Origin of the sequence: Halomonas sp. RT37 (assembly GCF_040070525.1) — a bacterium.
GTDB classification, from domain to species: domain Bacteria; phylum Pseudomonadota; class Gammaproteobacteria; order Pseudomonadales; family Halomonadaceae; genus Halomonas; species Halomonas litopenaei.
In genome coordinates this window covers 3,567,427-3,591,994 of record NZ_CP098827.1, presented here as the reverse complement: position 1 = coordinate 3,591,994, position 24,568 = coordinate 3,567,427, and the positions used below count along the sequence as shown (strand labels likewise).

Genomic DNA, 24,568 nt, shown 5'->3' with positions numbered 1-24,568 from the left:
TTTACGTCAGCACCCTCACGATGCAGCGCCGCCCGTCAGGCTGCGTTATCCGTGTGTTGCTTATTAGCTTCCAGGCGCAACCCGACAGCGGCCATTACCTTGAGCACTGTCGCGAACTCGGGGTTGCCACCAGCGCTGAGTGACCGATAGAGAGACTCTCGTGCCAGGCCAGTATGCTTCGCGACTTGAGACATACCGTGTGCCCGAGCAATGCTGCCCAGAGCATCGATGACTGCGGCTGGATCTCCGGCGGCGAGGGCGGCATTAATGGCGGCAGCTAATTCGTCGTCAGATGGTACAGTAAGCTCGCCCCGTTTATGCACCGCCGATTCCGGTTCGCAAGACTCGAAGAGGTTGTGCTGTGAGCTGGCCTCGGCCGGCATCCATTCATCCGGTGTTGCCCTTTCGCGCAGATCGGCGCGTAGCTTAGGGCTCACACATGACAGGAAATCCTCCCACTGAGCGGTCGACTTGATATTGAAAGTCGTTTTATCAGACACGTTGATGAGCACGGCGATCTTGCCCGCACGCACTAGACGGAGCACATTAAGCACAGTTCCCGCGCTCTTGCTGTCCCAGATCATAAGTCCGAAGTCGGCCTCGCGAGCCATCTCACGGTCCTTAGCCGCGTAGAACTGAAAACCCTTCGTGCCTTTCGGCGGAGTGATGTGGTGAATATGCCAATGGCCGAGGTTGTTACGCGGTTTATCACCTGAGCAGAACACTGTCACTTTGTCATAATGTGCTTCGCTCAGATATTTCTGAACTGCCTTGTCGGCACCATTGGCATCGCCTACAACCACGCGATGGCCGCTGTTGATGACGTTGTTCAGGCGCTCTTTCACTTTCTCGGAGAGGCGCGAAACATGGCGTGAGCCGCCGATGAAAACTGTGCTATTCATTGGTTGCTCCGGGTCTTGGTGATAGTAAGGGCACGTACGCTCGCCGCTCTGCCAGGGCCGAGCAGCACATCGGTAATCGCATTCATGGTCGTGCCGGACCGAAACAGGTCATCGAACAGCAGCACATTTCTCCCCGAAGTTTGGGAAGCATCAACCGTGTAAAGCCCGTCCACAAGCTCTTTTCGCCTTTCGGGATCAGTCACTCCCTTGAGCTGTGTTGTCTCCCGAGTGGTTGTGATGCACTCGACAACGGGGAGATTGGCGGCCGTCCCAATGCCACGAGCCAGAACAATCACCGGCTGGACCGCTCGCGCGCTTGAAGGTGGTACCGGAACTAGGATATCGAACTTGTCCCGATACGAGGCCAGGAAGGCAGCAGCGGCCTCGATGATTCCGGCTGCGGCGTCCTGCCTGCCCTGATACTTGAGCTGGTACAGCAGCTCGGCAATCTCGGGCCGTACAGTGTCAAACTGCATGTGACCATATTCGTTGTAGCCGATCGGTGTGCTGCTGGTCGTATGGAAATCGAGCGCAACGCCGGATTGCCAACGCCCCTCGATCTTCTGCGGGTGGATGGTGACCATATTGAGCGATTCCCGGCTGTTGCAATCACCCCAACTGTAGCCCATGGGCTACAGTCTGGCAAAGTCGTTGCACAAGCATTGGCTGAAGCGATCGCGCTGACGACCGCTAGTCAGGATGAACAGTAGGAAGAACGTTCATTATGAAGCTAAGTGACACAGTTTGAAGGGTGGAGAGTGGCAGTGGCGGTACACTAGAGGTACACACACCAGCTTCGTATGCTATCCTCAACCTTCGCTAAACTACTGATTCTAAAGAACTGTACCTTTCGCTTGATTACGGTTGCTTTTCCTTGAGTATCAGTAACATATTGATTTAAAAGCGAACTCATAATCCCTTGGTCGCTGGTTCGAGTCCAGCTGGGCCCACCAATGAAATCAATCGGTTACGCCGCCAAGAGTCAATTTTCTTCAGTGTGTGGTTGCTGATTGGTTGCTGATCCGCGGCAGCTTCGCCACCACGCTCTCCCATCTTGCCGGGTCGGCATGCGCATAGCGGCTGGTCACCGTCAGTGACGAATGCCCGAGCAGATCCCTGATGCTCGTCAGCGCTTCCCCCTTGCTCGCCAGCAATGAGGCATAGCAGTGACGCAAATCGTGAAAGCGGATGTCGGGGCGACCTATCTTCTCCCTCGCTTTCTCGAACGCGCCACGCACCCTGTCGCCGGTTGTGTCAAACGGCAAGGCTTCCACCAGCGGTAGGGCTTCCTCCGTCAGGGGGATGACCCTCGGCTTCCCGCTTTTTGTCTGATTGGGCCTGAGCACGATACGGCCGTTATAGACGTTCCCTGATTCCAGTGCCATCAGCTTCCCCCGCCTCATCCCGGTCAGCATCGCCAGCAAGATCACCTTGCGTTCGATCCTATAGCGCTCCGGCACTGCTTCAAGCAATTCGGCGAGCTCCATCTCGGTCAAGTAGACATGGCGCTCGTTCTTGGGCGATGGCTTGCGGAGCTTGCCGTCCAGCGGCAGGTCGATCCAGTCCCATTCCCGGTACGACAGCGAGAGTACCCGCTTGACGACCTGAGTGCGGTTGTTGATGGTCGACTGCGCTAGTCCCTTCTCCGGCGGTCTCAATGAGCAAGTGCAACACCTGATCGATCAGGTACGCTATCGCTATGACTCATTGCTACCACCACCTTACTGCTGAAGAACGTGCCACCATCATGCTGATGCGTGAAGGTCACTCGATACGCTCCATCGCCAAGTTCCTTGGGAGAGCTGCCAGCACGATTTCTCGAGAACTGGCTCGGCATGCGGTACCTTCTCATGCTGGCTATGACGCCAGTCTGGCGGGTTTCAGGGCCACGCTGACGCGACATCGAGCACGACGACAATCTAAGTTGCGCCTTGGTACGCCTCTCTTCGATCTGGTGACCTACCTGTTGCGCAAGTACTGGTCTCCTAGGCAGATAGCCATCACACTGAAGCGCATGTATCCAAATGACCCTACACGTCAGGTCTCCCACGAGGCCATCTACAACGCGCTCTATGTGATGCCCCGAGGCTCGCTGAAAAAAGAGCTCATTGCTTGCCTTCGGCAGGTGAAGGGAAAGCGGCGTCCACGCAGTCGTGGCAAGGATCGTCGCCGCCAAATTCCTGACTTGGTCAGTATTCATCTCCGGCCGCCTGAGATCGAAGATCGGTTGATGCCCGGGCATTGGGAAGGCGACCTCATCATGGGGGCCAGCAACCGTTCTGCCGTAGGCACGTTGGTTGAGCGCACGACACGCTTCGTCATCCTGGTGAAAATGGACGGTACGACCGCGACGGATGCGATGGTCGGCTTTAGTGACAAATTGAACCGTGTTCCACGCTCACTACGGCTGTCGATGACCTACGACCAAGGGAGCGAGATGGTCAAGCATGCCGAAATAACCCAACGTACCGGGACAGCCATCTACTTCGCCGATCCACACAGCCCGTGGCAACGTGGGTCTAACGAGAATACCAATGGTCTGCTTCGACAGTATCTGCCCAAAGGAACGGACCTATCGACCTACACCCAGGAGGAGCTCGATGAGATCGCAGACTCACTCAATACCAGGCCTAGAGAGACGTTGAACGCCAAGACGCCTCTGGAGGTATACGCGGAGGTTCTCCAGAAGTCAGTGCCCGGATCTCCGGCACTCCAATAGTGTTGCGCTTGTAGGTTGAATTCAGGATAGCCACCGGCAACTAGTTGCCGGTGGCTGTATGTGCTATGTGTGTATAGCGCCTTCCGCATTTTTTTCTTTGCTTAGCTTCTCTTTAAAAGCTTCGGTTATTTCATCAGCTGTAAGCTTCTTCTCTGGATCATCTTTCAGCAGCATATAGAGAGTGGCTATATATGCTTCGCCGAATAGCGTTGTTAATGTAAGGGCTACACTTGCCGAAATTGCAGCACCACCAGTGCTCCCTACTCCAGGGAAGAATTTTAGTAGAGCCCCAGCAATTGCTCTTCCCGCAAAAGAGCCAGCAACACTTGTGAATGTCCCGCTAACTAGGGTTGAAAGAAAAGCTCTATCTACATTTAGTCCGAAGCAGCTACTGATTCCGGCCAACATGCCTATTTGAATTGGGGCAATCGCCACGAAGTCAGAAAATGGAATAGGTACTGCAGCAGTAGCTCCGGCAGTTGATGCACTTGCAGCTACAACTTTATGCGCATTAACAACTTTGTCTTCAATCTTGATTTTCTGCGCTGCAGAAAAAGCCCTTCGCTGCCCTTCTGGAATGGCTTCCATAGTGAGCGTGACCAAGTGATCCAAGCCAGATGCTGGAATTACATGCCCTGTATCCAAGGTTGTGGACAGAGAGTTGACACGGACATAGTTTACAGCCTCTGGAATTATCTCTGAGCATTTTGAGCGAAAGCCTTGATCTGACTGTGATTTTGTTATTACAATAATGACCGGCATTTTTTTAGCCATCATTTTAGCCAGATCAATTTCGGCCTGCTCAATTCTTCTGGTTCCCTCTGATATGCATAGCCAGCATACATGAATATGCTCGTGATGATCTTTGAGAGAGTTCTGGCTGTCAACCAGGTTTTCGAGTTCATCAAGTGTTTCTTTGTAGTCTTTTACTTCAAGCCCTCTTGTGTCGTAAATGCTTAGAGGAATTCCGGGCTTTGTGATTTTCCTGGTTTTGCTTGTGACGGGTTTTCCTTGACCAGTGGTTGCAAAGTCTCCTTGGAATACTGAGTTCAATAATGTGCTCTTGCCAACTCCGGTTTTTCCGGCAAGCAGAATATTTGCGACACCTCTACTTTTAAGGGCTTCGTCAACAGCCACGCCTATTTCCTTCTCAAGGTCAAAGTCCTTCATCTTTTTCCTCCTTTCAACATATGGCTTATAATGGTTGTTTTCTGTTATATCAGCAGAAATCTTAATATCTTTAATTTTTCACGTTTTTCTTGTTATGCATTTCTAGCGTTGGATGGCCAACGGTCGAGTTGAAATTTGCATGAGTTGGTTTACCACCGACCTAGCAGCCACGCCGCTACTGGCGTGGGCAGGAGCGGGCTGCCTAGGTGGCGCCTCACCAGCTCATCCACACGCGGCGCCCAGGTGTCGACAAGGAAAGGCTCCGCGGCAGCAGCGATCCATGGAGGGGCATCCAGGCTGTGCTCATAATCGAGCAGCGGATTGTCGGCCAACCAAGCGTATACCGCCGATAGTGGTCGTCCGATACAGGCGGGGAACAGCACCGCCTGTGGCGGCAATGGGAGTCCCAGCATCAGCAGCGCGGTATTGACCTCGTGATCGCAAGCCAGGTGCCAGCGTCTCCTATCACCCTCGCGGGGTGTGTGTAGATGCCCCGCAACGCAGTGCCAGACCAGGTGTGCCTGCAGAAACCGGCGAGTCTGGGTATCGAGCCCGACACTCCAGGTGGCATTGAACAAGAGGTCGCGTCCATCTGTGGTTGCTGTGGGGAAGCGGGGATCGCAGGTCGGTACCAACGACAAGTGAGAAGCCAGCCAAGCGGTGGCGGGCTGTTCGGAGGCCCATGAGGCGCGGTCGGCTTCCCAGAGGGCGACTTGCTCCTCCTTGAGTGTCGTGTGCCTCTCAGCAGCCTGAGCACAGACCTGCCTTCCGTTCCTTTGAAAGCTCTCTCGCCTACTATCCATGCGACCTCCGGCGTTGCCATAAATGCATGGAGAGTCTGTCATCAGTCAGCGACATATCGTGTCGCATTAGCTGGGGCACCTATGATTGCGGGTGAACGACGCTATGCCGCCTATGTGGCGGTATAGGTGACTTATGAGATTTTTTGCACACATTGATGAGGAGGGGGGCGCGATCCGAGCCAATCCAAGCCTGCATGTCCAATACTGAGCAAAATTTCCTTGGATGTGATAAGGGGATGCAGTAAATTGCAGTACATCTGCAGTCATCTCGTGGGGGAAGGCCATGGCCACCACTAAGACAGCAACCGTGACGTTCCGCATAGATCCCGGTGTGAAGGAGGCGCTACGCACCGCCGCCGCTCGTGAGCACCGTTCTATTGCCAACATGATAGAGGTACTCATTCGTGACTATTGCCAAAAAAACGGCGTAGCAGTCCCTGATTCGGATGCGAATACCGAAGGCACGGATGAAAAGTGAGAATGATTGAAGGGATACCAGGGGAGCTTTGGAGGAAATTATGCTTGGATTAACCCTTCGCGATGAGTTCAAAGGGCGTAGACTTAAGGGAACGGCCATTGAGCTTACAAATAAAAATAATACAGGCGCAACGCAAGTTTCAGCGTCCGATTTTCTGCGCATCACCTATCCATCTCGTGATCTGTTGAAAGCAATTGAGGCTATTGGCCCCGATCAAGGGCGTCCCATCACCTTGAAAGGCGAGCGTGGGCTAGGTAAATCACATTTAATGGCAGTGCTGTACCATACGTTTACCGATCATTCAGCAACGCAAGACTGGTTGAATAGCTGGTCGCACACCCTGCATGACGCCAACATGGGGAAGCTGCCATTGCGTGGCAGAATGCATGTCATAAGTGAAAGCCTGCACAGGCAGCGCTACAAGTTTCTGTGGGATCTGGTGTTCGATAACCACCCCAATGGCAACTACTGCCGCGGAAAATGGGAAGCGCTCGGCGAGAAAAAACCGGATGTGCCAAGTGATGAGATATTGCTTGAATTGTTCAAGCACACACCGACGGCATTGGTTTTGGACGAATTCCAGACCTGGTACGACGGCCTGACCAATACGAAACAGTATCCATGGCGAACTTGGGCCTTCAATTTCATACAGGTGCTTTCCGAGATTGCCATGGAGTACCCGGAGTATTTGGTGCTGGTGGTTTCCGTGCGAAACGGTAATACCGATGCCTTCCAGCAGATTCAACGGGTGAACCCGGTCATCGTCGATTTTAAGGGACCGTCGGCAAAAACAGATCGCTTACGTCTGTTGCTGCATCGATTGTTCGAGAATCGCATCCATGTGGATGCTTCGGCCATTCACGATCTGGTTGAAACACACGTCATTGAGTACTTTCGCCTGAAAAATATCCCTCCTGCGGAGCAGGAAAGGATGCGTGAGGAGTTTATTGAGGCCTGGCCGTATGCGCCCCACCTGATGGACCTGCTGGAAGATCAGGTGCTGATTGCTACCAGCGCGCAAGGCACACGTGACCTGATCCGTATTCTGGCAGACTTATTCAAAAGAAACGGTGACAAACAGCCGATTTTGACCGCAGCGGATTTCCGTCTTGACGATGAACACAGCGGCATCACTGCACTGCTGGACTCGGTGGCGAATCAGCACCATGCGAAGCTGCGCGAAAAAGCGCTTCGCAATCTCGAAGCGGTCAGCGACGCCATCGCCGGAAGCGGCCACAACCTTCCTCACCTTGAAGAGATTATTGGGGCCCTATGGCTGCGCTCTCTCGCCGAGGTCAACCAGGCAGGTGCGGACCGAGACACCCTTCATGTCGATGTAACCCGAGACAAATTGGTTGATGATAATGCCTTTCAGGTGGAACTGACCACCATTGTCGAGAACAGCTTCAACATCCACGAAGACGGTAACCGGTTCATCTTCAGGGAAGAGGAAAACCCCCAGGCCAAGCTCATTGCCAGTGCACGCAACGATAAGCTATTCCAAAACGATGAGGACCGTTGGCATCTCGCTAAGGAAACACGCTATGTCATCGAAGGCGGCGGGGACATAGAGCTACCCTACCGGGTCATTGTCCTCCCCCAGACGTGGAAGAGTAGCCCGTGGGAGAAGCTGGATGAAAGTGAGGTGCCCACCAACTGGGGAAACCGCCTTCCCATCGTTGTACTACCAGAGTCACCAGCCAATATCGAGGCAACACTGGGTGAATGGCTGCGGGACAACATGCAAAGCGGCCGAAATGTTGTTCGCTTTCTGATCCCCAGAGATGGATCAAGTAATCTTTTCCTGGATCGCGATCTTCTGGTGCTCGCCCGTTGTGTTTATCTCGCAGAGCGCTGGAAGAAAGAGAATCCGGAATATGGTCGGTTGCAAACTAAATACCAGAAGGAAATTCGCGACATCCTCAAGTCGCGCTTTGATCGTTTTGCCATTATTGCGAACTGGAACTACCAAAAACCCCAGAATTGCCGCTTTTTCATCGAAAGCCATAAGGCTGAAGGTGCCAGGATTCCCGATGCCATTGACAAGAGCATCCGAGAGAACCTCTTCATCCCGGAGGATTTTGATGCCTTCATTCTGACGGCCGCGCCAAACAACGAGCCCATTAGTAAGCTGCTAAAGGAGCTGAGAGAGCCCCGCCCAGGCGGTGAAGACTGCATTCCCTGGCTTGGCGAAACGTTAGTTAAAGAGCGCATTATTCGGTTATGCGCTCGCGGCGATATCGCGATTAATTTGCGAGGCATGGAGTACCTCCAAGCACACGATGGTGAGGATGAGGAGGCCGCGTTCAAGCGCATGCGTGGCAAACTCGGCACCGGTAAACATCTGGATGAAACCCATGTCCTGCTTCCACAGAATGTACCTGCCACAGGCGGTGTGACTCAACCGGGTAGCGAACAGCCAGTGCCGCCCTCTCCTGGTGGCACAGTTCCCCCGGGCCAACCGACTGACGGTCCAGGAGGCGTCAAAGAGCCACCGCAGCCTGGTACACCGGGCGATTCGGGAACCCCAGAGCAACCTTCTCCGGGCGACATTTTTGGTGGCGGTGACAGCTTTACGTCGCTATCCGCTCCAGCAACGTCGTCGCTGAACCTGCTGGGAAAAATCGAGCAATGGGGAATTGGCACCGGAACACAACTTCACGGGCTCACGCTTCGGGTGGATCAATTGACAGGCGCGCAACTACAAGAGCTGATCCGCAAATTGCCAGATGGCATGACCTACGCGCTGGACCTAGAGAAAGAGGGGGGACAATGACTCTGCCGCTCCAACTGGTACAAACGCTACAAAATGCTGAGCCGAAAGAGGCCTGGGCAGCCATTTTTGATTACTCCTGGGAGATTTGCTCGCAGAGCCTCGACCAGGGGCCAGCTGTGGCGGAAGTCTTGAGCCGCGATCGTAGCTTGGCGGATCTGGATCACTATCTTGCGACTGCGGGGTGGGATCTGTGGTCTCACTTTGAACAGGCTGCTCCCCGCACCTCGCAAGAGCTGGCGGCCTGGTGGGCTAGTCATTCGCCCGGTAGAGCCATTCTGATTTTGGATGCCTTCTCAATGCGTGAGGTGCCATGGGTTCTACACCAGGCGGAGGCACGTGGCTTTTCCGTGCATCACGCCCGCTCCACTGGAGCCGAACTACCCCCCGATACTACGCCCTTCGCTAAAGCCCTGGGTTTCGGACAGCGCTCCGCGCTCGGAAACAACGGAGCGCGCAGCGCCCGTTTTCCAGGTGCGCGGACAGAATCGGTGGACATCGCCTGGTTGGATTGTGCAGCACTGATCGGTTCGGAGCCAGACTGGATTTTCTGGCACCACTGGCCGGATCACCGTCTGCATGATCACGACGACCCTGGCAAGGGACTGCAAACACTTACCGGAGAGGTGGAAGAACACCTTGCCGGAGATGCCTTTTGGTCACTGGTTGGGCGGCTGGCGACCGGGCGCCGTCTTATCATAACGGCAGACCACGGTTATGCCGCCAGTGGGCAGTTTATCGACAGCAATGGCGAGCAATCGGACTACCTCAAGGCGCACTACAAGAGCGGCCGGAGCATTCCCGGTGATGCCCCGGCCGGTGATTGGGTACCACCGATTGATCTGGCCATCGATAGCGAACACGGACGCCACCTATACGTCAACGGCCGCCGCAAATGGAAGAGCCAGGGCGGTTACCCCACACTTGCCCATGGTGGGCTGAGTGTTCTTGAGGTGGCCGTACCCTTTATCGAATTGAGCAGGCAGAAATAAGCATGGCAAATGATCAGCCCTGGAAAGCCAGTGGAATGAATAAGGCGGACTGGTTGGCCGAGGAGGTCGCCAACGCGGTAGGTGCAGGCAAAGCCTGGGAGTGTGAGACCGTCGACTTCTCCGATCCTAATCGGCCACCGACCTGTGTCGAGGTCGATTTCCCGATTATCCCGATCAATCAGATTGCCGCCATCGAAGGTAATGCCGGCAAGCCCATATACCAGATGTCCAAGTGGTGGGCGCGCCGGCGCAGCAGTGTGTTTCGGTCGCTGTTGCTAGCGTCCGCCATTAAGGCCCCCGATGATCCGGCAGAAGCCGCAAAGGTCGTCTGGGATGCCTACTACGGCAACCATCAGAAAAAAGGTGCTTTTAAGCATCTGAAAGTGGCGGATATCTTCATGGGTGGCGGCACCACCGTCGTGGAAGGTTCGCGCCTCGGCATGCAGATGGTCGGTAACGAGCTCAATCCAGTCGCCTGGTTTGTGGTGAAGAATGAGCTAGCGCCTGTGAACAAGGCTGAGGTTGAGGCTCTCCTGGCGGAGATCGAGGCCGAGGTCAAGCCGCAGATCATGCCCTTCTACGCCTGTGATTGTCCGCGGGGCCACAGCGGACAGTGGACGCAGGTCAGCACCGGCAAGGTCATGGGGGATGATTTCGACCCATTGGCGCTACCGCCGCAGGAGCGCAAGGATTATCACTATCATGGTCCGGAGGTCATTTACTCCTTCTGGGCCAAACACGGCCCTTGTCAGGTCACTGGATGCGGCCATCGCACACCGATCATGACCAACCCGGTGATGGCCGTAAAAACCCTATCCGTGAAGGCCTGGGCGCGCACCTGCAAGCATTGCGGCGACAACTACGATCTGGAAGAACGCGATGCCCGCATGGCCCCTGGCGTTTCGCTGGTAGTGGCCGACACGGAAAGACCCTTCGCCGTTGCCCGGCTGAACGAGCACAGCGGTGAGCCTGACAGCGCTGAATGCCCCTGCTGCGGACAGATCGAGTCATTCGGCAAGCTGGGCAAAGGCAAACGCAAAAAAGTAGAGCTTTCGCTGCTGGTTCATCCAGAATGGCTGGCGGGCGAGGCGTCCAAGGATGAGGAAGGGCAGCCCTTCGGCGGCAGTGTCGAAGATCCAGTGGATGCCACTGTGCGCTGGAACAGTGCCCGGGCAGAGACTTGCAAGCTGATAGAGGTACGCGGCAAGCTACCCGAATCCATCACATGTCCGGATACCGGCGTTGTCATCCTGACGGGCAACGAAGGGGGCACGGTTCCCAAGCGTAGCAACTACGCCTGTGGTGCCTGTGGCACCGTCCAAGACGTGCTCAAGACGGTCAAGGCCTCGGGAAAGACCGGGCCGGTGTCCATCTACGCCCATCAAGGCTATTGCCCACATTGCTATGATGAAGGGCAGGCCTATGGTGGACGCTTCTTTATCGACGGGGGGGACCCTTCTGCATTCGATGCCGCTTCCAAGGAGTGGGAAGCCCGAGCGGAAGCGGACTTGGCCGAGTACTGGCCTCGTAGTGAATTACCCTTCGGGTTTATGACGCACAAGCTTAATGGTGGGATACCGAACCATGGTTTTACCCACTGGTGGAAGATGTTTAACCCACGGCAGTTGCTTGTCCACTGCAATATCTTAAAGGCAATAATTTCCTGTGGTGATTATTCGGATATAACTCGAGACTTTGTGCTGGGAGGGTTTCAGCAATACCTGAGAAACCAGAACATGTTCACTATCTGGAATGTACCTGCCGATAAGATGGAGCCCATGTTCTCTAATAGCAATTTTCATCCAAAATCTACAACGGTAGAAAACTGTGTGTTCGCGGATTACGGGCGGGGGAATTGGAATAGCCAAAAGAGTAACCTTATTTCAGCGCTTCATTGGAAGGATACGCCATGGGAGCTTGTGCAAAATGACAGGCTTTCCGATCAATCCCACATATTTGATGGTGCATTGACAGGAAAAAGCGAAAAAGTCGAATGTGGGGACCCTGTGAAAGATGCTGAGGTGTACTGTGGTTCTTCAACAGATCTCAGCATGCTGGATTCGGGCAGTCATGACCTCGTTGTTACCGACCCCCCCTTCGGCGGCCTGCTTCACTATTCTGAGCTCTCCGATTTCTTCTATGTCTGGCTCCGCCTGGCTCTGAAAGAACGCTACCCCCAGTACTTTGGCCCGGAGTACACCCCCAAAACACTGGAAGCAGTCGCGAACCGGGCGCGTCATCCGGGGCGGGATGAAGAGACAGGTCTTGAGAACGCTGATCGTTTCTACCAGCGCCTGCTCACTGAATGCTGGCGGGAGGCCAGCCGGATTCTAAAGCCGGGCGGCCTGTTGAGCTTTACCTTTCACCACAGCGAGGATGCGCCTTGGGTGTCCGTGCTCGAATCACTATTCGATGCCGGCTTTTATCTGGAAGCGACCTACCCGATCCGTAGTGATGAAACCAAGGGTAAGGGGGAGTTCGGGTCCCGCAAGATCGAATACGACATCATTCATGTCTGCCGCAAGCGGATTGAGGACCCCAAGCCGATTTCCTGGGCCAAATTGCGCCGGCAGGTGCTGCGTGATGTGCGGGACCTGCAAGACCTGCTGGAACATCACCAGGAAGAAGGTCTGCCGGAGGCCGATGTGCAGGTGATTCGGCGCGGCAAGGCGCTGGAGTATTTCTCCCGCCACTATGGTCAGGTCTACAAGGACCAGGACACGTCGATGTCAGTGTTGGAGGCCTTGCTGGGCATCAACCAGCTGCTCGATGAGGAGGCCGGTGGCATTAAGGAGCCGCCACCGCATAATGCCGAGCCCTTCACGCGCATGTTGCTGCGTCTTTTCAATGGTATCAATCAGTTGCCCCGAGACCAACTGCAGAAATTCCTGCGCGGAACGGGCATTGGGCCCTCGGACTTTGCAAGCCGTGGTTGGGTGTACGAAGAGAAGAAAATTTTTCATCTCACCTCACCGTTGGACCTGGCTCAAGGCTGGATCGGTCGGCATCGGCGCGGTATGCAGAGCGATTACGAGCAGGCGATGTTCCTTATCGGCGCCTGCTTTGAAGGCAGTGGCATCAATGCCAGCGAAACCCTGAATAACGAAAACTTCAAACCCCATCCGGCCTTGGGAGCGATTCTGACTTGGTTCAAGACCCGTGGTGCGGATTCACCGACCCGGAATGCGGCTTCGACCGCAGCGTCGCTCTACCAATCCTGGGAGACACGCAACCAGGCCCAGGTGAAGCAGCTCAACCTGTTTGAGCGTATGGGCGAAGAGGAGGATTGATGGTCAGAACACGCTTCAATCAAGGCTGGCCCCGCCGCGGCATTGCGCTGCTTTGGGATGCGGGGGTTCTGTCCGGACTGAATACGCCAGACGAGGTGGTGTCGCTGCGTCACTTTTTTGCCATGGCCGACGATTGGCCGGATGAATTGCCCGCCGCGGATGGTGACGCCCTGGTGGTTGCGGGGCTGGAAGGGTGCCTGGATGTCCTGGATGGGGAGGATGCCAGGTGGTGGCTGGAAACCGACCTGAAAGAGGCCTTGCTGTCCTTCCAGGATTTCTACCAGGGGCAGGCCGGCTTGATCTTCTGGATGCCTAGTGGACGGAACCGCATCAGCATGAAGGGAGCTAGCGAATCCTACTACTGGCGGCACAGGCCTTCCGGGCAGGGGGGATTGCCTATTGGGCGTCTGCTGTTTTCTGGCGCTGAAAATGAGGTGGAGCGCCTACTGAATACGGATGACCCGCACGCTGACTATGACGGCAAACATTGGGCGGGATTGCACCACCCGCGGATCAGTTAGGGAGGTACGATCCATGGCCGAGCCCAGCTTACAACCGGGCCAGCGGGTATTACATGCCGAGTTCGGCGAAGGCGTGGTGGTACAGCTCACCGCCAATGGCTATGTGCGTGCCTTTTTTCCGAGTGGTGAGCGTCAGGTTTTCGGTAAATCACTGCAGCTGGTCACGAGCCGTGCCGAGCAGATTATAGCCCAAGTGGCTGGCGAAGCGGATCGCCTGCGTACGGCTTGGTTGCATGTCGAGGCACATGCGCTGCCGTTGATGGAGAACGCGGCGGCGCTGACGTCCGCACGCATTGACCTGCTGCCCCACCAGGTGGTGCTGACGCACCAGGTTGCAACCGCTTTGCCCCGACGTTTTCTGGTAGCCGATGAGGTGGGATTAGGAAAAACCATCGAGACTGCTTTAATTCTGCGTGAGCTGGCAAGCCGCGGTGAACTTGAGCGTGCCTTGATGGTGGTGCCGGCTGGTCTGGTCAACAACTGGCACCGGGAGCTTAACGAGGTCTTCAAACTGGATTTTGAGGTGTTCGGTGCAGAAGGCGATGTGACTGACCGCCGTAGCAACGCCTTTGACAAGCACAACCGTTTGATTGCTAGCGTCGACACCTTGAAACGGCGGGCACGAATCAACCGTTTGAAGGAAGCGCCGCCATGGGACCTGGTAGTGTTCGATGAGGCGCATCACCTTTCGGCCTACAGGAACGGCAAGAAGGTGCGCAAGACCGAGAATTATAAGCTAGCCGAAGCCCTGCGCGACCACGCCCGCGATTTGATTCTGCTCTCGGCCACACCACACCAGGGGGACCACTTCCGCTTTTGGATGCTGATCCAGTTGCTCAACCCGACCCTGTTCAAGAGCCCCGAAGAGATGGTGGACGAGCGTCACCGTCTTAATGAGTTGGTATATCGGCGCACCAAAGCCGATGCGTGCACCCCGGACGGTTCGCCGCTATTCGCGCGACGCTGGGTGCATACGGAATCCTTCACCATGAACCCCTCGGAAAAGGCGTTTTACGCAAAGCTTCGAGAGTACCTGATCGACGGCTTTGACCTTGCGAAGCAGCAGGGCAACCAGGGTCGCGCCCTGGGTTTCGTGATGACCATCTTTCAGAAGATCGCTGCCTCCAGCTTTGCGGCTGTTCGCAGCACTTTACTGCGTCGCCAGCTGGCACTGACCATCCATGAAGCCATTCTGAAAGATGAGTCCCTGGATATCGACGGGCACTATGCCCTGATGGAAGAAGCGCGCCAACTGATTCACCAGCAAAACGGCCTGGCCGATGACTCCGTCAGTCGAGGTGAGGTTGATCGTATCCTCGCGGACCTCAAGCTCCGTTTGATTCGCAAGCTAGATGAAGAACGCCTGGCGGCGGTGGCTTCGTCTGATTCCGCCGAGAATGTGACCGCGGAAGGTGAGGATGTGGCAACAACGGCAGTCGAGCTATCATTGCCGGAGGAGAGATTACGCATCACGGATTTGCTCAAGGTTTTCCCGAAAGAACGAGAAACTAAGATCGACAAGTTGCTGCGGGGTCTGGGGGCCTTGTGGGATCAAAATGCGGGCGAGAAAATCGTCATTTTTGCGACCTACCTGGCGACGGTTGATCTGCTAGCAAGGGAGATTGAAGCTGCTTACCCAGGACAGGGCGTAGTGGTGCTTCGTGGTGGTGACCATGGCTCGAAGTTGGCGGCAGAAAGGCGCTTTCGCAAATCCGATGGCCCGCGCGTTTTGATTTGCACCGCGGCGGGGCGAGAGGGGATCAACCTGCAATTTAGCCGGGTGCTGTTCAACTTTGATCTGCCTTGGAATCCGATGGATGTCGAGCAACGAATCGGACGCATCCATCGTTATGGGCAAAAGGATACCGCTCAGGTTTACAACCTGGTGCTCTCCGACACGATTGAGGGGCGCATATTCCTGATGCTGACTGACAAGCTCCAGGAAATCGCGCGTACCCTGGGCAAGGTAGATGAGCAGGGGAATGTAGCCGAGGATTTGCGAGGCCAGATTCTCGGGCAGCTTACCGATCGCCTGAGCTACGACCAGCTTTACCGTGAAGCGCTGTCCGATCCTGAATTGAAGCGAACGCGGCAGGAACTGGAAGCGGCGATGAGCAATGCCAGGGAGGCGCGCAAGGTAGTCTTCGAGCTATTTCAGGACCTGGATCGTTTCAGCCTTGATGATTACAAGCCGCTTGCGAATATTGATGAAAGCAAGTCACGCATCATGGAGTTTGTGAGGGCTGCTGTAGAGAATAACGGGGGAAGTGTTCGACCAGTCGATGGGCTTCGCTTCGAGATGGCACTGGATTCGGGTTCAGCGCCGATTGTTTGTACATTGGATCGCGACCTCGCGCAGCAAGATGAGAAGCTTGAACTGATCGGTATAGATCACCCGCTTGTTGATCGACTTCTAAATCGATGGCGTTCAGCGGAACCTCCTTTTCTAGGTGCCACGGCTTCATTCGGTGTCGATCAGCCGGTTGCGCTTAGTATTTGGTTGGTACATTCCTTTGGTGCCAAGCAAGATATTGGTTCCCACCTGATTCCCATCGCTGTTGATCAAGAGGGTAAACGCGTACCAAACGTAGAGAAACAATATCGTGATTGTTTTAAGGCCCCGTCTGGTAGGCCCCAATTTCAACCTAATGAACGAGCGGCTCTGCTGCATGAATATATCGAGCCTACATTGCAACGAGAATTGAAGCACCGTGGGGTTGCTAGCCCTGATAAGGGCTACTCTACAGAGCTTCTGGCCTGGATAGATGTAAATTAAAGCATCTTTTTTTATATTAGATACTTTGAGGTTCGTATGAAGAATCATGATTTTTACAAACAAGCTGCAAGCATTATGTCTGAAGGGCGGCATCGTCATGCTCCAGGGGAGTATCAGCACTCGCCTGCAAATCTACGAAGAATAATGGCTGATATTGATATCAGGGGAAATAATGGATTGGATGGGTATGATGTTTCTCATGTTCAGTTGTTGGCAAAAGTTTATGAAAAAGGCCCAGTGGCTGTGAAGTTAATTGCAGCTGGCTTGGGTTGGGACCAAGAGAAGGTTATTGAGCACATCGAAGATATGGAAGAGAGTAATTTCTTGAAATATGACGGAGCGATTTGTGAAGTCTCTGAAGAAGGTGCAGTGGTTTTAAAGATGGTCGCTGATAAAATGCTTGAAGAAGATAGGTTTTGGTTAAAGCAAAGGCTGGATCTCATAGAAGAGATTCTTGAATCGGCTTCATCTTCTTCAGTGTGAAACTTTCGTGTTTCTAAGGAGAGTAACTTTCTCATTGGTCGGCGTCAAATGCGAGGATCGCGAGCTGGCCGGGATACCGTCGGGCTAAGTTTGCCGAGACGAGGCAATGCCTGGCGCTAAGGTGTGAGCAGATGGCACTTCGGTGCGCGATCTGGTGGGATGAAATCTCTCATGTCAAATGACAGCTTTGGTATTGAAATATTGGGAATACTCTATTTTTCATGGTGGGCGGACGGGGTTGAAAATGGAGCATGATAATTATTGCGTAGATAGAGAAAAGGATTTTCAGATAGAAAAGCTAGCAAATGAAAACGAGCGGCTGAGAGAAAAGCTCCAAGAGAAGAATGAAGAAATAAAAAAACTTGAAAGGGAGCTGCTTCTCAGTATACGCAAAAAAAATAATCAAGATGGCTTGAAGAAAGTCGGACAAAAGACTGTTGCCGATGATCATTTAAAGAAAATCGGAATGGGGGAGGACGGAGGTAGAGTAAATCAAAAGATATACAAAAAATGCCAAAGATGTGGTGTGGTTCTTGTGTCGCCAAAGCCGGGGCAAAAGTACTGTATAAGGCACGAAAATTTGAGTATGAAGTTAGATGACAGATCTAGGGGGTCTGGGAAATATAAGCACATTAAGGTGTATCAAGGAGGAAGTCCCGGAGGTGGGAAGAAAAGGTGATTTTTAAAGTTGGAGGTTTTATGAGGAACGATGAAATAAATAGGCTTGTGAGTTCCGCTGATGAAGCATGGGCGCAGGTCACAGATGCTGTGCCTATTGACGAAAATTGGGGAATGTTTAGCTATGGTGACGCCCCCGCAGCTTTGGGTGGAGGGTTTGGTGCGTTTGCTTGGTTTGAGGATCGTGCCTCAATGTTGAAATTCATTGAAGAGGTTTTGCCTTTTTCTCCCCGCGGCCCAGATAATAGAGATCCACTTCCGATAATGGATGCAGTTTCCGCTGTTATCAAAGATATTCGCAATGACTCCTTATCCCTAGAGCAAGGTCGGGAAAAGCTTAATAAAGAGCTAGAAGGCTGTTCGCAGATTGAGTGGTGGGGTACGTTCAGAGAGCTTCGTGGAGGTATATCCCCTTATTCCCGAAAACTAATCAATAAATTTCGGCAGCATCTTACGGACGACGAAAACATCAACGAAATATCCACTGGCCCGATATCAGATAATGAGCTGGCAGAATTCAAAGATTACTTGATGACATATGGCGTCTGAATAGTCTGAATTCACCATAAGTCACGTTTCGCTGCTTGCGCCGTCCTGGTCATAGCCCGTCCCTCACGCCTGGTTAGTGCAAGACGCTTGCGGCCTCGGACGTGGCGGTTCGTCCAATTCCTGGCCAGCCGACCACTCCCGGGGCCCGTCTCTGCTGCAGTGGCAGCCGCTGTGGCCTCAGCCATAGCCAGCGTGAGTTGTGGTGGTGTCCCAGTTTTGAAGGGGATCACTACAACCACACTGGTTGCGTTTTGGTTGCTGATTGGGTGTAACCAGAGTGAGCCATGTAATCGATGGAAAGCCGTAACCTACTGAAACTACGAAGATATGCGTTGCAGGCGCGATCCTCGAAGCGGCTTGGTTGCACTCATAATCCCTTGGTCGTAGGTTCAAGTCCTACTGGGCCCACCATCGTCTCTTCCTTCCTTCCTTCCTTCCTTCCTTCCTTCCTTCCTTCCTTCCTTCCTTCCTTCCTTCCTTCCTTCCTTCCTTCCTTCCTTCCTGTTGGTTGTCCTGTCTGGGTTTTACATTGCTCTTGTACGCAGGGGCTTCTCGATGCTTGACTCTCGACGAAGATCGTTCCAGTACTACTTCCTTGAATGAACGGGCGTCAAGCAATGGGCGATCGTCCACTGCCCCCGCAGTCTCCATCTAGATAGTCCCCAGCATTGCTGAAGGCAAAGGGGGGCAATGAGCCCTCCTCTCTAGATGAGGATATGCCAATCTGCGCCATGAAGCTGGGGGAGTTGCGCGTCGATCTGATGCCGGACCATGACGACGTGCTCGGTTTCAGCAATCACTGGCACCCCCAGGCACTGGAAACGGCACAGCCCGTCTCGTTAGGTGGGGATCTTTCCATCCGCGTGGTCGCACCACCGCTTTTCGTTGCCACCAAGCTTGAAGCCTACAAGGGGCGGGGTGAGGACGATCCTTTATCGAGCCACGACATCGAGGACATCCTCAATCTTGTTGATGGCCGCCCCCGAGCTACTTGATGAGGTGAGAGCCACCGGCAGCGATCTTCCGGCCTATATCGCAGATGAGCTCAGCACACTTCTCGACAATGATCTCTTCGGATATGCCGTGCAGAGTGCGGCCGGAGACCCCAACCGGGAAGCGCTTGCTCTTCGAGCGTCTGGAGGTCCTGACCAGGGAGCGCGGCTGGCAGTGAGTCGCTTACGGCTGGGGGTGGTCCTGGATCTGGGACAGCCCCGCAACCCGTCAAAACTATTCCCACGCGCTGTCGATCCGGGTAATTTGCGGCTTAAGCTGAAACGGCGGCTTGAGGCAGTTGATTCGCACCAAAAGATCGTTGACCGATTTTCCTCGGGTGCTGAGGTGCCCTGGACGGTTGCTGAATTGGCTAGATGAGGTGGACACTATGGCGACTGAGTACTGAGGGACGCAATGAGTATTGAGCAGGCGATACAGCAGCTTACGCGCAACGATCTGATTCGCACCATCGATGCGAACGGCCAGCGCATACCGCCTGGTGAGTGCTTCTCGTGCCTCTACCTGGGGCGCCGTTTCGATCCTAAGCAGCTGTTGGCGGAGGCTCTGGTACAAGCCAAACAGCACAAAGTCGACCCTGAGGTGCTCGAGCAAGCGTCCTACGAGCCCTTTGTCGAGGCACTCAAGGAACGCGAATTTTCGGTGGTCAGCAATTGCGGCGAGATCGGTGATACTAGTTTGACCGTGATGGTCTACGAGGTGAAGAAGCCACCTCTTGTGCAGGAGAACTTTAAGCGCTTGTTCTCAGCCAACCAGAATCGGTTCTACTGGAACCGCGATAAGTTTGCCAAGCTTGATCGCGGCGCCCCGGTGTTTGTGGTCAACAATAGCGCTGCCCGAGTGCTGTTTGGCTACGTTCAGGACACCATGATCCGCGCGGAGTTTGACGAGCAGAGTAATGTCAGCCGCTTTACTCATCAAGGCGAGACGTTCGAAGTCAGCGGCGAATATCCAGAGTTCGTCTGCATCGAGATCAGATCGCTCCAGCACCCGCCGTCGGGCTGGCAGTGGAAGACCTTTGGTAGCGGTGAACACTCCTACATATCGGGACAACAAGTCGGCGCCAATGCTGCCAGGAACAACTTGGAGCGAGTTAATTTGCTGCTTGAGGTGTTCGCGCGAGAGGAAGAGATCGTCCTACAGCTGCAGACCTGCTACCAGGCGTTGCTCAGCCACCTGGTGGATGATGACGAACCCGAACAGCAGCGTGAGCCCAAGATTTGGTATGTCATGCAGGGGAAGACGTTCTCGTATCAGAAAGCCCTGTCATACATCTGGGCCCCATTGGAGGGGAAAAACGGGCGGTCGTTTAGTCACTGGAAGGCCGTCGGCGATGTTCGGCTGGGTGACATCATCGTTCATCATGCGGGAGGTGGGGTCCAAGCCATCACCCGGGCGGCCTCCATGCCCATGGTGGCCCCGCAGCCGGATGCGTTTGACAATGAGTGGCGAGGAAATGGGCACCGCGTCGAGCTAGAGGTGCTAGTCCAGCTTGAGCAGCCAGTTGTCCTAGGCACCATCCGTCAGAAGAAAGCGCAGCTGCAGAAAGCCCTAGCCAACGTACGTGGACCCTACAATCGCGATGGCACAGGAAATCAGGGCTACCTGTTCGAATTTACCTGGGAGGCGCTGGCGATCCTGCTCGATGGGTACACTCTGGCGCTACCCGACGAAATACAGCGCTGGCTGCCGGCCCTCGACCACCTAATCGAGGACGAAGAGGAAGCCTCCGACGAAGACGACGCTTCTGAAGCAGCCGAGGAGCGCCGTCTGCCAGTCGCGGTCACCCAGACACCGGCCAGGGAGTGGCTACCCCGGGTGAAGGCCTATATGGCCAGCCAGGGCTTTTACTATTCGCTGGCGGAGGTGGCCAACTTCTATCTTTGTTTGCGTACAAAGCCGCTTGCGATGCTGGCGGGGATCTCGGGTACTGGCAAGACCCAGTTGGTGCGCCAGTTCGCCAAGGCCATCGGCTATGGAGATTCCGACCACTGCGTGTTAATCGCCGTGCGTCCGGACTGGGCCGATAGCTCGGATTTGATCGGCTACGCTAACATCCAGGGCAAGTTCGAGACCAAGCCGCTGCTGGATGTAATGGCCCGAGCCATCGAGCACCCCGATGAGCTCTACTTCGTTATCCTGGATGAGATGAACCTGGCCAGGGTTGAGCACTATTTTTCGGAGTTCCTGAGCTTTATCGAGACCCGCGGGGGTGACAACGATGACGTCATCGTCACCGAGCCGCTGATCAGCCGTGCCGACGTGAACGGTGGGCGCCCGATCTACCTACCCCAGAATTTGATGGTGGTGGGCACGGTAAACATGGACGAGACCACACACGCCTTCAGCCGCAAGGTGCTGGACCGGGCCAATGCCATCGAGATGAACGATATCGACTTGGCGTGGGTGAGCCCGCCTCTGAATGTGGGGCCGGTCTCCGACATCCATGCCGATGCGCTGAGAAGTCCGTTCCTTAACTCTATTGACCTGACCGCCGGCCAAAAGCAGGCGCTCGAGACGCCCATGGCGTTTCTTATGAAGGTTAACGCCATCTTGGAGCCTGCCGGGCTCCACTTTGGCTACCGCGTGCGCGACGAGGTCGCCTTTTACCTGACATTGCACCGCGAAGAGGGCCTAGAACGGCTAGATGGCTTCGGTGCCGACGCTGCCTTGGATTTCCAGCTGATGCAGAAGGTGCTGCCGCGCATTCAAGGCAGTTCGCTGAGCGTGCTCAAGGTGCTGATACGCCTGCTGGGCCTGCTGGCCAACAAACCGCTCGATGATGAAGCGGAATACAGCGTTGTCGAGAAGGAGGTAAGCCCAGAACAGACCCGTTACCCCAGAAGCGTCAAGAAGTTGCTGTTCATGCTGCAGCGCTTCCACGACGACGGCTTCACCTCGTTCTGGCTGTAGGTGGGTATGACGGCGCTCTGTTTCGACCACCCCGATGGCACCATCTGCCAACTCGCCGTAAGCGAGGTGGCCCTGACGCCGGCGATTGAGGCTCAGCGTCACCGCGAGCAGCGTTCTCGTTTCAAGGCACACGGCCTGGCGTTCAACGAATCTGAGTCGGAGTTGGAAGGCTCGCTAAACTCGCCGCTGTTCTTCGAATGGCAGCAGCTGGAGTGGCTGTTCGAGCCAGGCCCGGGCTGCCGCTGCGAGCCTCCTCTGTCGCTCTACGTCAATGGCGTGCATCAGAAGCGGGTCAGGTCGAGGTCGCTACATGGCCAGGTCCGCCTGATGGGCACCATAAACCTCGAGAATAGCGTCGGGCTGACGCGCTTCGAGGTGCGTGACGCCGGTGGCAAGGTGCTGTTCGCCCTGGATAGCGAGGTGTTTCCCCAGAAGCTGGATTACAAGGACGACTTCCCGGCGATGCTCGATGAGATCACCGAGATCCTCTACTCGCTAGCTTTCGATGCGTTCACCAGGACCTTTGCATCGACCCGTCCACGCTCTACCTACCACCAGCTCACCTCGGAGTGGCTGAATCTGTTCAAGGCGCTCTATCACAGCTTAGAGCAGAGCCTGGACACGCTGTTGCGCTCGCCCAAGTCGGATCTGCGCAAGGAGTCACGGGTAAAGCCCATTCACCGGGTGAAGCGGGCGACACCTCGGGCGATCAAGGCCGCCACCCAGCGCCCCGACCGCTACTGCCGCGGCGGTGGGCTGCAGGTGGTTCCTGGGGTTCAACTTTCACACCTGAGCGAGCAGCATAAGCGTATCAGTTACGACACCCAGGAGAACCGTTTCGTCGCCTGGGCAATCACCGAAATCCTGCGTCAGATTCAGCGTGCCATCCGCCATCTGAGCGGCGGTCGGGGCTTGGACAGTCAACGGGTCCAAGTGGAAGTGGAGGCGCTGGAGCGCAGCAAATCCCACCTGCGGCGCCGCCTGAGAGGTCCGGTGCTGGCCGAAGTAGGGGCCTTCAATCACCAGATGTTCTTCTCGACCACCCTGACCATGGCGCCGGGGTACAAGGACTTCTATCACCGCTTCCTGCTGCTGCGTAAGGGCCTTACCATGGCCGAGCACCCGCTGTTCAAGATGGACTATAAGGACATCGCCACCATCTACGAGTACTGGTGCTTCCTGAAGACAGTGAAGCTACTGCGGGAAAATCCCAAGTACGAATTGGCCAGCAATGACATCGTCAAGCTAGAGCACCACCGCTTTAAAGTGAACCTCCGCAAGGGCACGAAATCTGCGGTCAACTTCGTGCAGCGCGGTACCGGCGATGACATTGCCATCTACTTCAACCGCACCTTCCCGCGGAAGGACTACACCTACACCTTCGACCAAAAGCCGGATCAGTTCATCGAATTCTCTCGGAGCGGGTTCGGCAGCAGCCGTGACAAAAAGTCGTTCAAGGTGATGATGGATGCCAAGTACCGCTTCGATCGTGGCTCGAAGGGGTACCCCACCGGCCCCAAGGACACGCCCTATGGTCCGCCGCTGGATACCATCGCTCAGCTGCATCGTTATCGTGATGCCATTTTGTGGGAGGACAAGGGGGAGCAGCAGAAATCCGTCAAGATGGCCAACAAGAGTATCGGCGGGGTAATCCTGTTCCCCTATCCGGAAAATGAGCAGGATTTTGTGGCCCACCCCTTCTACCAGAGCATCGAGAAGGTCAATATCGGAGCGGTACCGCTACAGCCGGGTAGAGCGCGCGAGAACCTACTGTTCCGGCAGTATCTGGATAGCCTCTTTGAGCAACCTGGCGAGGTGATTACCGAGTCGCTTTACCACTACGACGACCGTACCTACCAGCAGCGCCGGCAGTCCAGTCGGGACCTGGTAATGGTGGGCATGATTCCCGCCAGGGATCGGGAAGCCAGGCTGCACTACCATCGTAACTGCCAGATTTTCTACACCCAGCGTCCGGACTCACCACGCTATCCGCTGCATGAGGTAAAGGCGGTGGCGCTCTATGACCAGCAAGAGAGAAAGATCATCGGCTGGGCCAACGTCGTGGGTATTGAGGTACTGCTGGGCAAGGAGCTCAAGCAGACGGGTACCACTTGGGCGCCGAACCGGCCTGACCAGCCCTACTACGTCTATCGTCTTGAGCCGATACAGCACGCCGACTTGCATGCTGGTGGCCAGATGAAGGGTAATCGCACAGGGCGCTACTTCATCACCCGACTGGGCCTGGAGGTGGCGCTCCAGGAGTTGGAGCCAGAATTGCAGTTTCTCAGCAGCTGGGAAAAATTCATTGAATGGAAGACGCTGAAGACGCGCTTCCCCTCAGTACGTATTCAGCGGCAACGCTTCACTGACCCAGTCACTGGGCAGCCAGAGAGTGAGCTTGAATTCATCGCACAAGCAGACGTGGGGTCGTCATAATGTCACTGAAAGCCTGGCTAGATGTCGTCATGCCACATAAGGACGTGCTGGGAGGCACCCTCAAGTAGTCGGAA

At 55.1% G+C, this 24,568-nt stretch carries 17 protein-coding genes; 13 read left to right on the top strand and 4 right to left on the bottom strand.

Going from position 1 to position 24,568, the window contains the following annotated elements; translation table 11 throughout:
- Positions 1 to 35: 35 nt before the first annotated feature.
- The 3 genes from NFG58_RS15590 to NFG58_RS15580 form a co-directional block, all read right to left on the bottom strand.
- Positions 36 to 902 (bottom strand): addiction module antidote protein, encoded by an 867-nt coding sequence (locus tag NFG58_RS15590; protein ID WP_348826928.1) that lies wholly within the window; start codon positions 900 to 902, stop codon positions 36 to 38.
- Positions 899 to 1,531 (bottom strand): phosphoribosyltransferase family protein, encoded by a 633-nt coding sequence (locus NFG58_RS15585; RefSeq protein WP_348826927.1) that lies wholly within the window; start codon positions 1,529 to 1,531, stop codon positions 899 to 901. The genes NFG58_RS15590 and NFG58_RS15585 overlap by 4 nt, the downstream gene beginning before the upstream one ends.
- A 363-nt stretch (positions 1,532 to 1,894) precedes the next feature.
- Entirely contained in the window at positions 1,895 to 2,560 is a 666-nt protein-coding gene (locus NFG58_RS15580; RefSeq protein WP_348826926.1) for a site-specific integrase, read from the bottom strand.
- Between the two features lie 41 nt (positions 2,561 to 2,601).
- On the opposite strand from NFG58_RS15580, the gene NFG58_RS15575 reads away from it, so the two are divergent.
- The gene (locus NFG58_RS15575; protein ID WP_348826925.1) at positions 2,602 to 3,621 is read left to right on the top strand and encodes an IS30 family transposase; all 1,020 of its coding nucleotides are present in this window, start codon (positions 2,602 to 2,604) and stop codon (positions 3,619 to 3,621) included.
- 63 nt (positions 3,622 to 3,684) lie between these two features.
- Here NFG58_RS15575 and NFG58_RS15570 read toward each other — a convergent pair whose 3' ends face one another.
- On the bottom strand, positions 3,685 to 4,791 hold the full coding sequence (locus tag NFG58_RS15570) for a GTPase (RefSeq protein WP_348826924.1): 1,107 nt from the start codon (positions 4,789 to 4,791) through the stop codon (positions 3,685 to 3,687).
- Between the two features lie 1,086 nt (positions 4,792 to 5,877).
- On the opposite strand from NFG58_RS15570, the gene NFG58_RS15565 reads away from it, so the two are divergent.
- The 12 genes from NFG58_RS15565 to NFG58_RS15510 all read left to right on the top strand — a co-directional run bounded on the left by NFG58_RS15565 (position 5,878) and on the right by NFG58_RS15510 (position 24,494).
- On the top strand, positions 5,878 to 6,072 hold the full coding sequence (locus NFG58_RS15565; protein WP_348826923.1) for a ribbon-helix-helix protein, CopG family: 195 nt from the start codon (positions 5,878 to 5,880) through the stop codon (positions 6,070 to 6,072).
- Between the two features lie 40 nt (positions 6,073 to 6,112).
- A complete protein-coding gene (locus NFG58_RS15560; RefSeq protein WP_348826922.1) occupies positions 6,113 to 8,848 on the top strand; it encodes a hypothetical protein in 2,736 nt (911 codons plus the stop codon).
- Positions 8,845 to 9,837: a hypothetical protein gene (locus NFG58_RS15555; protein WP_348826921.1), complete on the top strand. Its 993-nt coding sequence runs from the start codon at positions 8,845 to 8,847 to the stop codon at positions 9,835 to 9,837. Before NFG58_RS15560 ends, NFG58_RS15555 begins: the two co-directional genes overlap by 4 nt.
- 2 nt (positions 9,838 to 9,839) lie before the next feature.
- Positions 9,840 to 13,127: a hypothetical protein gene (locus tag NFG58_RS15550; protein WP_348826920.1), complete on the top strand. Its 3,288-nt coding sequence runs from the start codon at positions 9,840 to 9,842 to the stop codon at positions 13,125 to 13,127.
- Positions 13,127 to 13,648 (top strand): hypothetical protein, encoded by a 522-nt coding sequence (locus NFG58_RS15545; protein WP_348826919.1) that lies wholly within the window; start codon positions 13,127 to 13,129, stop codon positions 13,646 to 13,648. Before NFG58_RS15550 ends, NFG58_RS15545 begins: the two co-directional genes overlap by 1 nt.
- A 13-nt stretch (positions 13,649 to 13,661) precedes the next feature.
- Positions 13,662 to 16,424, top strand: a complete 2,763-nt coding sequence (locus NFG58_RS15540; protein WP_348826918.1) for an SNF2-related protein — start codon at positions 13,662 to 13,664, stop codon at positions 16,422 to 16,424.
- A gap of 36 nt (positions 16,425 to 16,460) precedes the next feature.
- Positions 16,461 to 16,907, top strand: coding sequence for a Holliday junction DNA helicase RuvB C-terminal domain-containing protein (locus NFG58_RS15535; protein ID WP_348826917.1), 447 nt, complete (start codon positions 16,461 to 16,463; stop codon positions 16,905 to 16,907).
- A gap of 178 nt (positions 16,908 to 17,085) precedes the next feature.
- Positions 17,086 to 17,586: a hypothetical protein gene (locus NFG58_RS15530; RefSeq protein ID WP_348826916.1), complete on the top strand. Its 501-nt coding sequence runs from the start codon at positions 17,086 to 17,088 to the stop codon at positions 17,584 to 17,586.
- Between the two features lie 20 nt (positions 17,587 to 17,606).
- Complete coding sequence (locus NFG58_RS15525; RefSeq protein WP_348826915.1) at positions 17,607 to 18,134, top strand: hypothetical protein; 528 nt, start codon at positions 17,607 to 17,609, stop codon at positions 18,132 to 18,134.
- Positions 18,135 to 18,850: 716 nt separating this feature from the next.
- Positions 18,851 to 19,129, top strand: a complete 279-nt coding sequence (locus tag NFG58_RS15520) for a hypothetical protein (RefSeq protein WP_348826914.1) — start codon at positions 18,851 to 18,853, stop codon at positions 19,127 to 19,129.
- Between the two features lie 412 nt (positions 19,130 to 19,541).
- Positions 19,542 to 22,058 carry an AAA family ATPase gene (locus NFG58_RS15515; protein WP_348826913.1) on the top strand — a complete coding sequence of 839 codons (2,517 nt, stop codon included), beginning with the start codon at positions 19,542 to 19,544 and terminating at the stop codon, positions 22,056 to 22,058.
- A gap of 6 nt (positions 22,059 to 22,064) precedes the next feature.
- On the top strand, positions 22,065 to 24,494 hold the full coding sequence (locus tag NFG58_RS15510) for a DUF2357 domain-containing protein (protein ID WP_348814669.1): 2,430 nt from the start codon (positions 22,065 to 22,067) through the stop codon (positions 24,492 to 24,494).
- Positions 24,495 to 24,568: the final 74 nt, after the last annotated feature.